Source organism: Rhizobium sp. SRDI943 (genome assembly GCF_057653695.1).
The window spans coordinates 561,114-575,376 of record NZ_CM172787.1; the positions used below are offsets into that span (position 1 = coordinate 561,114).

The window sequence follows — 14,263 nt, forward strand, 5'->3', positions numbered from 1 at the left end:
TTCGCGGTTCATCCGGTAAAAGCTGCCTGAAAATGGCCGGATTTTTGCGTCAGGGGGACGGTTGTCCGGTTGGGCGATGATTGCACCGGCAGGGCTGGAAGGGTTTTCATGTTAGCAACGCATTGGTTCCGTATGGGCGCCTGCCTGTCTGTTGTAGTGGCGGGATGCTCCCTGGTGTCCGGTTGCGCCAGCAGCCCGACCTACGGCACCGACAAGACCGCCATGGAGCAGCTGACCGACGATCTTGGCCAGTCGGTGTCTTTGACCGGTCCAGACCCGAAGAACAAAGGCGTCAAGTACACGCCGCGTCCAACGCTGGTGCTGCCGGCTCAGGCGCAGAAAGAGACCCTCGTTGCGCCGCAGCAGACGGTCGCCAACAAGGACAATCCGCAGTGGCTTGAATCGCCGGAGGAGACGCGTGCTCGTCTCGTTTCGGAAGCCGACGCGAACGAGGACAATCCGAATTACCGCTCGCCGCTCGCAAGCTCTGCGATCGAAGGCGGCCGGCGCACGACGGAAGCTCAGACCAAGGCCTACCGTGAAGCCCGCGCCCTGCAGAAGGGCTCCTATGTCGATCAGCGCCGCTATATATCAGATCCGCCGCCCGGCTACCGCACCGTCGACGATCCGGCAAAGCTCGATGATGTCGGCGAGCCCGAACTCAAGAAGCAGAAGAAGCGCAAGAAGGATGCAGCGGTCGCCAACACCGGCAAGCAGTGGTGGAACCTCCTGCAATAGCGGCTTTTTCGGCGCGCCGGCAAGGATGACGGCGCCGCGCAGAGGCGCTGGGATTACGGCGCCTCTCTCCTTTGCGAAAAGAACCTTCGCAGCAGATCGGCCGATTGGACCTCGTTGAAGCCGGAATAGACCTCCGGGGCGTGGTGGCAGGTCGGCTGCGCATAGAATCGCACGCCATTGTCGACGCCGCCGCCCTTCGGATCCTCGGCGCCGTAGTAGAGCCTGCGGATGCGCGCAAACGAGATGGCTGCCGCGCACATGGTGCAAGGCTCCAGCGTCACGTAGAGATCGGCACCGGCAAGACGTTCCTGTCCGAGCGCTTCGCAAGCGAGCCGGATCGCGGCGATTTCGGCGTGTGCGGTGACGTCTTTGAGCTCGCGCGTGCGGTTTCCAGAGCGTGAAACGGCAATATCGTCGATAACGACGACGGCGCCGATCGGCACCTCTCCGCGTTCTCCGGCGGCACGCGCTTCTTCGAGCGCCATCTCCATGAAACGATTTGTCTTCACGATCGCAAGAATTTCCACTTAACCGCAGATGCGTGACCTGATAGACAGGCCCAAAAGGCAGGCAAACAACAAATGACACCCAAAGACAAGCCAAAACGCCCGGGCGCAACGCCCCTTTCACGGGATATCAGGTCGAAAGCCGGCCCGAAGGCGGACGGCGACAAGCCGGCAAAGCCTGCGGTCGCACGCGCAATCGCCGCCGAAACCGATAGTGACGCCAAGGCCGAACGCATTTCCAAGGTGATGGCGCGTGCCGGCGTCGCCTCCCGCCGTGACATCGAACGCATGATCATGGAAGGCCGTGTGACGCTGAACGGCAGGGTGCTCGACACCCCCGTCGTCAACGTCACGCTCGCCGATCGCATCGAAGTCGACGGCGTGCCGATCCGCGGCATCGAGCGCACCAGACTGTGGCTCTATCATAAGCCCACCGGCCTGGTGACCACCAATGCCGATCCGGAAGGCCGCTCGACCGTCTTCGACAACCTGCCGGAAGAATTGCCGCGCGTCATGTCGATCGGCCGCCTCGATATCAACACCGAGGGCCTGCTGCTCTTGACCAATGACGGCGGTCTCGCCCGCGCGCTCGAGCTGCCGGCGACCGGCTGGCTGCGGCGTTACCGTGTCCGCGCCCATGGCGAGATCGATCAGGACGCGCTCGACAAGCTGAAGGACGGCATCGCCGTCGACGGCGTGCTCTACGGCTCGATCGAGGCGACGCTCGACCGCACGCAGGGCTCGAACGTCTGGATCACCATGGGTCTTCGCGAAGGCAAGAACCGCGAAATCAAGAACGTTCTCGGTGCGCTCGGCCTCGACGTCAATCGCCTGATCCGCATTTCCTATGGCCCGTTCCAGCTTGGCGACCTGCCGGAAGGCCATGTCGTCGAAGTGCGCGGCCGCACACTGCGCGACCAGCTCGGCCCGCGCCTCATCGAGGAAGCCAAGGCGAATTTCGACGCGCCGATCTACAATACGACGGCGGTCGCTGCCGAGGAAGAGGCAGAGCCGGCAGCACCGGAAAAGCGCGAGCGTCCGCGTCGCGACGAGGACAAGCGCGAACGGGCGCTGAGCCGTCTCGATACGAAGCGCGACGACCGCCACGGTGGGGCGCGCAAAGAGGACGATCGCCGCGACGGCGGCCGCAGGGACGACGAGAAGCCGAAGCGTCCCCAGCCGCTCGGCCAGCGCCGCAGCGCCAATGTCTGGATGGCGCCGGGCGCCCGGCCGCTCGGCGAAAAGGCAGCGGCGAAAGCCGCCAAGAATGCGCAGACTGCGCGCCGGCGCGGCGAGCAGGCGCCGGCAAAGAATGATCGCATCGAGGATCGCCCGCGCACGCAGGTGAACCGCGTGCGCGAAGAGGATGGCGAATGGATCCGCTCGAGCGAGCAGCCCCGCGGCAAGGATGAGGGCGAAGGCTTCGGCCGCAAGCGCGGCTTTGGTGATCGCCCCGCCCGCGAAGACCGCGGTTCTGGCGACCGCCCGGCGCGCGGCGACCGGCCGTTCGGTGATCGTCCCCCGCGTGGTGATCGGCCCTTCGGCGACAAGCCGCGCGGCGATCGCAAGCCGCGTGCGGATGGCGACGAGCGTCCTCGTGCCGCGAGAAGCCCTGCCGGTGAGGGCCGTTCTGAGCGTCCGCGCGGCGACCGCCCCTTCGGCGACCGTCCTTCGCGTGGAGACCGCCCCTTCGGCGACAAGCCGCGCGGTGATCGCAAGCCGCGTGCGGATGGCGACGAGCGTCCTCGCGCCGCCAGAACCTCCCCCGGTGAGGGCCGTTCTGAGCGTCCGCGCAGCGACCGCCCCTTCGGTGATCGTCCTTCACGTGGAGACCGGCCCTTCGGTGATAAGCCGCGTGGCGATCGCAGGCCGCGCGAGGACGGTGATGAGCGTCCGCGGGCAGCCAGAAGCTTTGCCGGCGAGGGCCGCTCCGAGCGTCCGCGCGGTGACAAGCCTTCGGGTGACAGGCCTTCTGGAGACAGGCCGCGCGGCAAGGGCTTTGCGGCCAAGCCCAGCGGGGCGAAACCTGGTGGGGCCAAGAGTTTTTCCGGCAAGCCGAAAGGCACCAAGCCGGGCGGGGACAGACCGGGCGGCGACAGGCCTGCGGGCGGGCCGTCCAGAGGTGGTGCTAAAGGAAAAGGAATGACGCGCGGTGCGGATCGTCGGCGGTGAGTTTCGCGGACGGCCTCTCGCCGTGCCAAAATCCAACGAGATCCGGCCGACCGCCGACCGGACGCGCGAGAGCCTGTTCAATATATTGAGCCATGCCTATCCGGAATGCGTCGATGGCACCCGGATTCTCGACCTTTTTGCCGGCACCGGCGCCGTCGGCCTCGAAGCCGTCTCACGCGGCTGTCGCCATGCGCTCTTCGTCGAAAACAGTGTCGAGGGCAGGGCGCTGCTCTGGGAGAATATCGATGCGCTCGGCCTGCATGGTCGAACGCGCATCCTGCGCCGGGATGCGACCGATCTCGGCAGCGTCGGCAATCTCGACCCCTTCGACGTGCTCTTTGCCGACCCACCCTATGGCAAGGGTCTCGGTGAGAAGGCGATGGCTGCGGCGGCCGAGGGCGGCTGGCTGCGGCCAGGCGCAATCGCGGTGCTCGAAGAACGGGCCGATATTGTCGTTTCCGTCCATCCTTCCTATGTCTTCCTCGAAAGCCGCATCTTTGGCGATACGAGGGTGCATTTCTTCCGATATCAGCCGCAATAAGCGGGGGCGGGCGTGCAGCAGGCAGAGATCATCAGCCCGAAATTGCCTGCTATCAGCGATGTGCCGACGGTCGCCGTCGCTTTTGGCGGCGGCGGTGCGCGCGGACTTGCCCATATCCATGTCATCGAGACGCTCGATGAACTCGGCATCCGCTCGGTGGCGGTATCAGGCTCGTCGATCGGCGCGATCATGGCGGCCGGCATGGCGGCCGGCATGTCAGGCGCCGAAATCCGCGAACATGCGCTGACGACCGTCGGCAACAAGACGGCCGTCGTCGCCCGCATCTGGGGCCTGAGGCCGGCGACGGTGCGCGATGCGGTGGCCAAGGGTATCCGCATCGGCCAGTTCAATCTGGAGCGGATCCTCAAGGCTTTCCTGCCCTCCGAGCTGCCGGCCCGCTTCGAGGATCTGCTGGTCCCGATGAAGGTGATCACCACGGATTATTACGGGCAGTGCGAAGTCATCATCGAACAGGGCGAGCTGTTTCCCGCACTTGCGGCCTCTTCCGCCATCCCCGCCGTCTTCATGCCGGTGCGCCTGCACGACCGCGTGATGATCGACGGCGGCATCAGCAATCCGGTGCCCTATGAATGCCTGATGGATCTTGCCGACATCGTCGTCGGCATCGATGTCGTCGGCGCGCCGGAAGGCGACGGCACCCATATTCCGAACCGCATGGAGAGCATCTTCGGTTCCGGCCAGTTGATGATGCAGACGGCGATCTCCTTGAAGCTGAAGCTTCGCCCGCCGCATATCTTCCTGCGCCCGACGGTCGGGCGCACCGGTGTCATGGATTTCCTCAAGGCCCGCGAAGTCCTCGCCATGTCCGTCGGCGTCAAGGACGACCTGAAATTCGCCCTTGACCGGGAAATCGAGGCTCGGCTGAAGCGCTAAGGGTTCCTTCGCTTCATTGGGCATGGGCCTCATGGCCGGCGTGACCGGCGCCGTTTGAAGTCTCATTCATCATCACCGTGCCCTTGAAGCTTGAGAACAGCGCAAGCGCGGAAGAATCGAGGCCGGCCTCGGCATCCTTCAGTTTCGCAGCCAGCCCGGCGGCGTCATCTGCGGAGAGCCCGATCGTCTCCAGCGTCCCGATATCCTTCAGGCTGTCGCCGCTGCAGAGATAGATGCTCCAGCCATGATGCGTCTTCTTCATCAGGGCCCGTCCGCCGCGTCCGTCCTGCCGCCAGCCGACGATCGCCCAATCGGCCTGAACGACGACCGGCGCGATATCGAGTGGCTTGTCTGGCCGTTCGAACATCACCTTCAGCCTTGCCGGGATCGCCTGTTGCGGATCGTCATCCGCAGATGCCATGGAAGCAAGCAGCACGCTGGCAACAATAGCGATGATCTTCTTCATCTGATGACTCCCTCAAGCGAGAACACGTTTCAGCAACGGTACGAACCGCACGACGATCTGGTCGAAGGCGATCATGGCGACAATCGCGAGCCCGCTCATCGGGAAGCTGACTGCGAAGATCCCCACAATCACCCAGAGGCCATAATAGATCGAAGGCTTTGGCGGCATGGGTGGCACGCCGAGGCGGCCAGCCGGGCGCCGTTTCCACCACATGAGGACGGCGGTCACGCAGCTGAGCACAATTGCGAGGCATGTTGCGAGCATCAGCAACTGGTTGAAACGCCCCCATTCCTGTCCTTGGTGGACATTGATGCCCCACTCGATTGCTTTGCCGAGGAACGGATATTGATCGAAGCCGATATCGATCAGCGGTTTGCCGGAATACTGGTCAATATGGAGCGTGCGTTCGTCAGTAAGATCGTCGGGAAAGAGCGAAGCGGTATAGACGCCCGTCTCGTCGGAGGGGATCGCTAGGTCGAAGCCCGGCGCCATGCCCAGCCGTTTGGCGGTCTCCACGGCTTTGTCGAGGCCGATTGGCCTGGCTGATTGCGCTGCGGCGATATCGGAAAGCGGAACGGGCGCCTTCTCGACGATCCAGCCGCTGTTCGGAAGGATATCCTCGGTGACTTTTCGCGACTTCGGCACGTCGTCCCAGAGCTGGACCGGATAGCCGAGGCCATGTTCGGTCAGCCAGGCATTGGCGTTCGCCCCCCAATAACCCGACCATGGCATGCCTGACATCGCAAGGAAGAAGATCAGGACACCGGCGAAGGCACCGGTCACCGCATGCAGGTCGCGCCAGAAAACGCGGCGGCCGGGCGTTCCCCGCACGCTGACAACGCCGCCCGTCTGGCGTCGCGGCCACCAGAGATAAATGCCGGTGACGACGAGCACCATGGCAAAGCCGCCGGCAATTTCGATCAGCCGGTTCGTTATGGTGCCGAAATAGGCGAGGCTGTGGATACGCTTGACCACATAATTGAACTCGTCGGTCGACCCGACCACATCGAGCACCTTGCCGTCATAGGGGTTGACGAAGACCAGCATCGAGCCGGCATCGCCGGAGAGGGTGACGATGGCTGATCGCTCGGGCAGGACCGGGTCTTTGTAGGATGTCGCCGTTGAGCCCGGCACGGCGGAGGCGGCGATCTCTGCGATCCGCTCCGCCGACAGCGCTTCGCCAGCCGGCCGGACACTATAACGGTAGCCGAAGAAGGTGCTGTTGATCTCGTCCTTGAAGAGATAGAGCGATCCGGTAACGGCCAGATTGAGCAGGAAGGGTATGACGAGAAGCCCGGCAAAGAAATGCCAGCGCCAGATGGCACGGTAGAGCGAAACGCCGTTTGCGGCATTCGCCGCCGGTTCGGCAGCAGTAATGGTCGACATGAGAATGGATCCGTATCCATGACCGACGGCACGCATGCAGGTCGGCCGGCGTTGAAAGGCGCATCACGGCGCCTGCCGCAACGCGAAGTTCAGGCAGGGATCGGATCGGAAGGCGGAGCCCGAGGACCGGTATTGGGCGGGAAAAGCTGGCGATGGAAGGCCTCGGTCCGAATCGGCAGTTCAACCGTAGCCGCAAAGTGTATGGCGGAACCGGCGATGTCCGTCGGCGCCGGCAGGAGGATGGAGACGCTGATCCGGCAGGCTTCGCAACCGTGCGAATGCGCCTTGTCGTGTTGGTCCTGACCGGATGTGTCCGTCGTGGTGACGCAAAGCGTCGGCAGCGTCCCGTCCGGAAGCACAAATTGGGCGAGTTCAGCCGGATCAAATTCGCCGGCCGCTGCGACGGGAACCTGATGGGCGAAGCCGACGAACACCAGTGCGACCGCGCACAGGATGCGCAGCGCCCATTGTTCGATCTGTGTCGTCCGTCTGATCAAGATTCCCTCTTGAATCGCTCCGATCGGACGTTTGATAAACGCCACTCCCCTCATATTCAATGCGTCAATTTCGCGAGCCGCTCAGGGGTGATCAGGCGTCCGCCGTTGCATCCACGGTTCCGGCCAGCGGATCGTCCTCGAAAGGATCGGCGGCGCGCTTCGGCTTGACCAGCGGTTCGGGGCGGACGGGATGGGAAAACAGCATGTCGCGCCCGGCCTGCAACCCTTCGGACACCTGCAGCACCAGGCGTGCCTCGTCGCGCTTGCGGATATCCTCGCCGATTTCGTAGGCGTTGACCTCGGAAACACCGAGCGCCTCCAGCGTTCGCCGTCCAAAGAGCAGGCCCGATTCCAGCGTTTCGCGTAGTTCGTAGTCGACGCCCTTGTTGCGCAGTTCGATCGAATGGATGCGGTCGTAGGAGCGCACATAGAGGCGGGTGTGCGGATAGTCGGCCTGCACCAGTTCCACCACCTTGTCGGTGATTTCCTTCTTCTGCGTGCAGACCAGCACGATCTTCGCCCGGTCGATGCCGGCCGAGCGCAGCACATCCTTGCGGGCGCCGTCGCCGAAATAGATGCGGAAGCCGAAGGAGGAGGCCTGGCGGATGCGGTCGGCGGAAAAATCGATGACGGTGACGCTGCGCCCGCCGGCAAGCAGGATCTGGGCGGCGATCTGGCCGAAACGCGAAAAGCCGACCATCAGCACGTCAGCGCCGGCTCCCTCGAAATCCTCGTCCAGCTCCTCCTGCTCGTCGCGGTTGAGCAGCCGCTTCGAAAGCGCCGACCCGATCGGCGTCAGCGCCATGGACAGCGTGACGATTGCGACCAGCAGCGAGGCCGTGCTCGTCGACATCAGCCCGGCCGCCCCCGCCGTGGTGAACAGCACGAAGCCGAATTCGCCGCCCTGCGGCAGCAGGAAGGCGATGCGGATCGCATCGTTGTGCGGAGAGCCGGAGATCCGGCAGATCCCGTAGATGACGATCGCCTTGACGGCCATGACGATCGGCACGGCGACGATGACGAAGAGCGCATTTTCGGCGAGAACGTCGAGCTCCAGCGACAGGCCGACGGCGATGAAGAAGATAGCGAGCAGCACGCCGCGGAACGGCTCGATATCCGCCTCCAGCTCGTGCCGGTAGGAGGATTCGGCAAGCATCACGCCGGACAGGAAGGCGCCCATCGCCATCGAAAGCCCGGCCAGCTGCATCAGGCTCGCCGATCCCATGACAACGAAGAGGGCAGCCGCGATCATTGCTTCGCGCGCACCGGTCCGGGCGATGATCTGGAAAAGCGGCGTCAGCAGGTAGCGCCCCATGACAATCATCGCCGCAACCGCGCCGACGGCAACGGCAAAATCCAACAGCGGCGCGCTGCTGCCCTTGTCGCCGCCGTCGAGGATAGTGATCAGCGCCAGCAGCGGCACGATCGCCAGGTCCTGGAACAGCAGCATCGAAAAGGAGCGCTGCCCGTATCGCGTATTGACGTCGCCGTCGCCCTCGAGGATCTGCATGGCGAAGGCGGTCGACGACAGCGCCAGGCCAAATCCGGCAACGATGCTGCCGCGCCAGTCGAGAACCTCAGAAAACCAGGCAAGCGCGGTCAGCGCCAGCCCTGTCAGCACCACCTGCGCGGTGCCGAGGCCGAAGATGTCGCGCCGCATCTGCCAGAGGCGGGTGGGTTTCAGCTCCAGTCCGATGATGAAGAGCAGGAAGACGACGCCGAGTTCGGCGACGGCGAGGATCTGTTCGCCATCGGTGATGCCGTGGAAGACCGGGCCGATGACGATGCCGGCGGCGAGATAGCCGAGCACCGTGCCGAGCCCGAGTTTCTTGAAGATCGGCGCGGCGACCACCGCCCCGCCAAGCAGCAGGATCGTTTCGGAAAAAAAGGCATTGGACGCTGACATGCTGGCAATTTCTCTCGACGGCGGGGAGCAAGCACGCAGCCCCGATAAAGAATCGGTGACGGCGGCCTTGATGCTTGGGAGAGTGCACAATAAATGGAAGCCGAAGGAAAGGCCAAATCATGTCCTCTGAAATTGATTCCTCGACACTTCTTTCCCGCGCAAGTCAATTGATCGATCTGGCAAGGAAGGCAGGGGCCGATGCCGCCGACGCCGTCGTCGTCCGGTCGCGCTCGCAATCGGTGAGCGTCCGCCTCGGCAAGGTCGAGGGCACGGAATCCTCCGAAAGCGACGATTTCTCGCTGCGTGTCTTCATCGGCAAGCGTGTCGCCAGCGTCTCGGCCAATCCGGGCTTCGATCTTCAGGCGCTGGCCGAACGCGCCGTCGCCATGGCCAAGGTTTCTCCGGAAGACCCCTTCGCCTGCCTGGCGGATGAGGCGAGTCTTTCGAGATCCTATCCCGACCTGCAATTGCTCGATACCACCGAGGTCTCCTCCGAGATGCTGCGCGAGGCGGGTCTTGCCGCTGAAGCAGCAGCCCTTGCGGTCAAGGGGGTTACCAATTCCTCCGGCGCCGGCGCGTCGGCCGGCATGGGCGGCCTCGTTCTTGCCACCTCGCACGGTTTCGAAGGCAGTTACATGGCCTCGCGTTTCGGTCATTCCGTCAGCGTCATCGCAGGTGAAGGCACCGGCATGGAGCGCGACTATGATTATGACAGCCGTCTCTATTATGCCGAGCTCGACGATCCCGCTGAAATCGGCCGTCGCGCCGGCGAACGGGTGATCAAACGGATCAATCCGCGCCAGGTGCCGACCGGCAAGGACATCACCGTCATCTTCGATCCGCGTGTCGCCCGCGGCTTCGTCGGCCATATCGCTGGTGCGATCAATGGTGCTGCCGTCGCCCGCAAGTCCAGCTTCCTGCGCGACAAGATGGGTCAGCAGATCCTGAAGTCAGGCCTGTCGATCACCGACGATCCGCTGATCGTGCGCGGGCCTTCCTCGCGGCCCTTCGACGGCGAGGGAGTGTCCGGCGAGCGGCTGGTGATGATCGAGGATGGTGTTTTGAAGCACTGGTTCCTCTCGACCTCGACCGCGCGCGAGCTCGGCCTCGAAACCAACGGCCGCGGCGTGCGCGGCGGCACCGCCGTCTCGCCTTCTTCCACCAATCTTGCGCTGGAACCCGGCGATATCTGGCCGGAGGATCTGATCCGCAGCGTTGGCAACGGTTTTTATGTGACCGAATTGATCGGCCACGGCGTCAACATGATCACCGGCGAATACAGCCGCGGCGCCACCGGCTTCTGGATCGAGAACGGGGAGCTCACCTTCCCGGTCTCCGAGGTGACGATCGCCTCGAACCTCAAGGAGATGTTCATGCGCCTGACGCTGGCAAACGACATCGATCGCAAATTCGGCGTCGCGGCTCCCACGTTTGCCATCGAAGGCATGACGCTCGCGGGGCGCTAGAGCATGTCTCGCAAACGTGTGCAGCGGTTTTGCGATAAAGACATGCGGAAAAGCAAAGACCTAAAGCGTGGCAAGCGAATCTGAAAGATCGCGACGCGCTTTAGAGCATGATGCCGAAAAGTGTGAGCGGTTTTCGGGCGAAATCATGCTCTCACTATTTGAATTGAGAAATGGATTGATCTGATGAGCGACATGGAGAAAGCCCGCTGGCAGAGCGATCTCACGCTGATCGCCGATGCTGCGAAAGAGGCGGGCGCCGTCGCTTTCGGCTTCTTCAACCAGTCGCCTGAGGTCTGGTGGAAGAACGAGGACCGTTCGCCCGTCAGCGCCGCCGATTTCGCCGCCAACAAGACGCTCGAGACCATCCTGCGCAAGGCCCGGCCGGATTATGGCTGGCTGTCGGAAGAAACCGACGACGATGCCGACCGCCTTTCACGCGAAACGCTGTTCATCATCGATCCGATCGACGGCACGCGCGCCTTCCTCGGCGGGCAGAAGGTCTGGTGCGTCAGCGTCGCGGTGGTTCATCGCGGCCGGCCGGTCGCTGGCGTGCTCTATGCCCCGGCGCTCGAGGAGCTCTATGAGGCGGTCGAGGGCGGCGTGGCGCTGAAGAACGGCGTCCCCTTCACTGTCTCGGCGGCCGGACCGGAAGAGATGAGCCGCCTTGCAATCGGCGAAGACCTGCTGAAGACCTTTCCGACGGAATTCCGCGATCGGGTGACGCGCGAGAAATACATTCCCTCGCTGGCCTATCGCATCGCCATGGTGGCGGACGGGCGTCTCGAAGGCACCTTCGTCAAGGGCAATTCACATGATTGGGACCTTGCCGCCGCCGACCTGATCCTTGTCTGTGCCGGCGGCGGCCTCGTCGATATCGAAGGCCGGCCGATTGTCTACAACCGCGCCGAAGTCACCCACAAGGTCCTCTGCGCGGCCCCAACGCCCCGCCTCGGTGAGTTCCTCGCGGCCTTTGCGGGGCGACGAGACAGTTGACGTTTCCGTCAAAATCCCGCAGATGGGTGGCGGAGGAGAATAGGCAGAAAGAGAAGAAAAAATGACTGACTCCGGTGACAAGAAGCAGCTTCTGCATCTCGTTTTTGGCGGCGAACTGGAAAGCCTCGATGACGTCCAGTTCCGTGACCTGCAGGGTCTCGATATCGTCGGCATTTTCCCGGATTATGCCGCGGCGCTGACGGCCTGGAAGGCGAAGGCGCAGCAGACGGTCGACAATGCGCATATGCGCTACTTCATCGTCCACATGCATCGTTTGCTCGATCCGCAGGAAAAGCCCAAGGGCTGAGCTTGGCAAGTTCCGCCGGCCGGCCGCTCCTCGAGCGGGCCTTTGGTGCATCGGGCGCGCCCGTCGATCCGGATTGTTTGACGCATTCTGAACAAATTAATCGGCCATTGCGGCCGCAACGATAATTAGGGAATGGGTTTGATGTCGATCGGTTTTGATCGGAGGCTGGCGCGATGAGTTCCCGGATGGCGCGGTTCGGTCTGAACGCATACCGTCTGGCGGGAACCGTGGCCTCTCCAGTCGTCGGCCTCTATATCACCTACCGCACGGCCAAGGGCAAGGAAGACCGGGCCCGCCGCCTGGAGCGCTTCGGCTATCCGAGCGCCAACCGGCCGCAGGGCCCGCTCATCTGGTTTCACGCCGCAAGCGTCGGTGAAACCAACGCCGTCATCCCGCTGATCCGCGAAATCCGCCGCCGCGACATCCATGTCATCCTGACGACCGGCACCATCACCTCGGCCAAGCTCGCCGCCGAGCGCCTCGGCCAGGAAGCGATCCATCAATATGTGCCGCTCGACCTGAAGCCCTCCGTCAGCCGCTTCCTCGATTATTGGCAGCCCGATTGCGCCATCATCGCCGAATCCGAGATCTGGCCGGCAACGGTGCTGGAACTCGGACGCCGCCGCATTCCGCAGATCCTGATCAATGCCCGCATGTCGGACCGCTCCTTTGCCCGCTGGCGCCGCCGCCCGGCGATCGCCGAAGCCTTGTTCGAGAATCTTGCCCTCGTCATCGCCCAGTCGGATGTCGATGCCGAACGTTTCCGCGATCTGGGCGCCGTCCCTGTCATCACCTCGGGCAATCTGAAGGTCGATACCGACGCGCCGCCGTATGACAGCGCGGTCTTCGCTCGCTACAAGAAGCAGATCGGCGAGCGCAAGACCTGGGCGGCGATCTCGACCTTCGACGGCGAGGAGAATGCCGCCGCCATCGTTCACCGGGCGCTCAGGGAGCGCGACCATCAATTGACCATCATCGTGCCGCGCCATCCCGAGCGCAGCGACGAGATCGAGGCAGCCTTGGTCAAGCAGGGGCTGAAGGTCGCCCGCCGCACCCGCGACGATGTCTTGTCTGCCGATGTCGATATCTTCCTCGGTGATACGATCGGCGAAATGGGCCTCTATCTCCGCCTGACGGAAATCGCCTTCGTCGGCCGTTCGCTCTTTGCCGAAGGCGGCCAGAACCCGCTGGAGCCAGCCATGCTCGGCTGCGCCATTCTCTCCGGCGGCCATGTGCAGAATTTCCGCGATGCCTATCAGAAGCTTGCCCGCAGCGGCAGCGCCCGCATGGTGCGCGATACTGAAATGCTGGCCAAGGGCGTGCATTATCTGCTGATCAACGACGACGCCCGCCGCAACATGATCGAGGCCGGCATCACCGCCGTGCACGAGATGCGCGGCGCGCTGACGGCAACGGTAAAGGGGCTGGAACCCTATATCAATCCGCTGACGGTGAAGGCGCGGCTGCTGCCCAAGGCCGTGGCCCAGGTCTGAGGAGCGAAGATGTCGGCAGCGTCCCCTATCAAAGGCATTCTCTTCGACAAGGACGGCACGCTGCTCGACTATGACGAGAGCTGGCTGCCGGTCAACCGCGAGCTTGCCCGCATCGCCGCCAAAGGGGATGAGCTTCTCGCCAACCGGCTGCTGTCGGCCTGCGGCATGGATCCGGTGACCGGCCATATCGTTCCCGACAGCCTGCTTGCCGCCGGCAATACCCGTCAGATCGCCTCAGGCCTTGTTGCCGCGGGTTCGATGGTGGATGTCGACGAACTGACGGTCCGCCTCGACGACCTGTTTTCCAGTGCCGCCGAATTTTCCGTGCCGGTGACCGACCTCGCCGGCTTCTTCGAGCGGCTGCATCGGCGCGGCTTCAAGCTCGGTGTCGCCTCCAGCGACAATGAGCGGTCGATCCGCCAGACGGCGGAACGTTTCGGTTTTGCCCGCTATATCGATTACATCGCCGGCTACGACAGCGGTTTCGGCGTCAAGCCGGAGCCGGGCATGGTGCTCGGCTTCTGCGCTGCGACCGGTCTTTTGCCTGAAGAGGTCGCCATGGTCGGCGACAACAACCACGATCTGCACATGGGCCTGAATGCCGGCACCGGTCTGAGGATCGCGGTGCTGACCGGCACCGGTTCGCGGGAGACGCTTGCCGCCGCGGCCGATCACGTGCTCGACGATATCACCGCCATCGAGATGCTGCTGCCCGACCTGCAGCCGGCCTGACCGGTAAGGGCTTGCATTTTTTCAGGTTTTGGCTTCTCAATCCGACCGGTCGAAAAGCAGGGGACTGGCTGTGGCTAAAGCAATTCCAGCAAAAGTGCACAGCGGTTTTGCCGGGAAAAGCGCGCAGCGACTTTCCCAAGGGATTGCGTGAGAACAAGCCGGACAG

General features: G+C 63.5%; 14 protein-coding genes. 9 read left to right on the plus strand and 5 right to left on the minus strand.

Features of this window, described 5'->3' with window-relative positions:
- Positions 1-108: 108 nt before the first annotated feature.
- Positions 109-738, plus strand: coding sequence for a hypothetical protein (locus AC245Y_RS02760; protein ID WP_012756210.1), 630 nt, complete (start codon positions 109-111; stop codon positions 736-738).
- A 53-nt stretch (positions 739-791) separates the two neighbouring features.
- On the opposite strand, the gene AC245Y_RS02765 is transcribed toward AC245Y_RS02760, so the two are convergent.
- Complete coding sequence (locus AC245Y_RS02765) at positions 792-1,229, minus strand: nucleoside deaminase (RefSeq protein ID WP_032996237.1); 438 nt, start codon at positions 1,227-1,229, stop codon at positions 792-794.
- Between the two features lie 90 nt (positions 1,230-1,319).
- Between AC245Y_RS02765 and AC245Y_RS02770 the strand changes: the two genes are divergently transcribed.
- Genes AC245Y_RS02770 through AC245Y_RS02780 form a run of 3 tightly spaced genes read left to right on the plus strand, consistent with a single transcriptional unit; the run spans position 1,320 to position 4,851 of the window.
- The gene (locus AC245Y_RS02770; RefSeq protein ID WP_017993068.1) at positions 1,320-3,416 is read left to right on the plus strand and encodes a pseudouridine synthase; all 2,097 of its coding nucleotides are present in this window, start codon (positions 1,320-1,322) and stop codon (positions 3,414-3,416) included.
- On the plus strand, positions 3,397-3,957 hold the full coding sequence (gene rsmD / locus AC245Y_RS02775) for a 16S rRNA (guanine(966)-N(2))-methyltransferase RsmD (protein ID WP_011650636.1): 561 nt from the start codon (positions 3,397-3,399) through the stop codon (positions 3,955-3,957). Before AC245Y_RS02770 ends, rsmD begins: the two co-directional genes overlap by 20 nt.
- Positions 3,958-3,969: 12 nt before the next feature.
- Positions 3,970-4,851 (plus strand): patatin-like phospholipase family protein, encoded by an 882-nt coding sequence (locus tag AC245Y_RS02780; protein WP_017993069.1) that lies wholly within the window; start codon positions 3,970-3,972, stop codon positions 4,849-4,851.
- Between the two features lie 13 nt (positions 4,852-4,864).
- Here the strand turns inward: AC245Y_RS02780 and AC245Y_RS02785 are convergent, their stop codons facing one another.
- From AC245Y_RS02785 to AC245Y_RS02800, 4 genes are all read right to left on the minus strand, one after another.
- Positions 4,865-5,317 (minus strand): copper uptake system-associated protein, encoded by a 453-nt coding sequence (locus AC245Y_RS02785; protein ID WP_017993070.1) that lies wholly within the window; start codon positions 5,315-5,317, stop codon positions 4,865-4,867.
- Between the two features lie 12 nt (positions 5,318-5,329).
- On the minus strand, positions 5,330-6,703 hold the full coding sequence (locus AC245Y_RS02790) for a PepSY-associated TM helix domain-containing protein (RefSeq protein ID WP_017993071.1): 1,374 nt from the start codon (positions 6,701-6,703) through the stop codon (positions 5,330-5,332).
- A gap of 89 nt (positions 6,704-6,792) precedes the next feature.
- Positions 6,793-7,200: a hypothetical protein gene (locus tag AC245Y_RS02795; RefSeq protein ID WP_026157261.1), complete on the minus strand. Its 408-nt coding sequence runs from the start codon at positions 7,198-7,200 to the stop codon at positions 6,793-6,795.
- A gap of 91 nt (positions 7,201-7,291) precedes the next feature.
- Positions 7,292-9,106, minus strand: a complete 1,815-nt coding sequence (locus tag AC245Y_RS02800; protein ID WP_017993073.1) for a monovalent cation:proton antiporter-2 (CPA2) family protein — start codon at positions 9,104-9,106, stop codon at positions 7,292-7,294.
- A gap of 119 nt (positions 9,107-9,225) precedes the next feature.
- Between AC245Y_RS02800 and AC245Y_RS02805 the strand changes: the two genes are divergently transcribed.
- From AC245Y_RS02805 to AC245Y_RS02825, 5 genes are all read left to right on the plus strand, one after another.
- Positions 9,226-10,572: a TldD/PmbA family protein gene (locus AC245Y_RS02805; protein WP_017993075.1), complete on the plus strand. Its 1,347-nt coding sequence runs from the start codon at positions 9,226-9,228 to the stop codon at positions 10,570-10,572.
- Positions 10,573-10,755: 183 nt separating this feature from the next.
- The gene (locus tag AC245Y_RS02810) at positions 10,756-11,565 is read left to right on the plus strand and encodes a 3'(2'),5'-bisphosphate nucleotidase CysQ (protein WP_017993076.1); all 810 of its coding nucleotides are present in this window, start codon (positions 10,756-10,758) and stop codon (positions 11,563-11,565) included.
- A 61-nt stretch (positions 11,566-11,626) separates the two neighbouring features.
- Entirely contained in the window at positions 11,627-11,872 is a 246-nt protein-coding gene (locus AC245Y_RS02815) for a DUF4170 domain-containing protein (protein WP_017993077.1), read from the plus strand.
- A 173-nt stretch (positions 11,873-12,045) separates the two neighbouring features.
- A complete protein-coding gene (gene waaA, locus AC245Y_RS02820) occupies positions 12,046-13,365 on the plus strand; it encodes a lipid IV(A) 3-deoxy-D-manno-octulosonic acid transferase (protein ID WP_017993078.1) in 1,320 nt (439 codons plus the stop codon).
- A gap of 9 nt (positions 13,366-13,374) precedes the next feature.
- Positions 13,375-14,097 carry an HAD family hydrolase gene (locus tag AC245Y_RS02825; RefSeq protein ID WP_017993079.1) on the plus strand — a complete coding sequence of 241 codons (723 nt, stop codon included), beginning with the start codon at positions 13,375-13,377 and terminating at the stop codon, positions 14,095-14,097.
- The last annotated feature ends 166 nt before the right edge of the window (positions 14,098-14,263 follow it).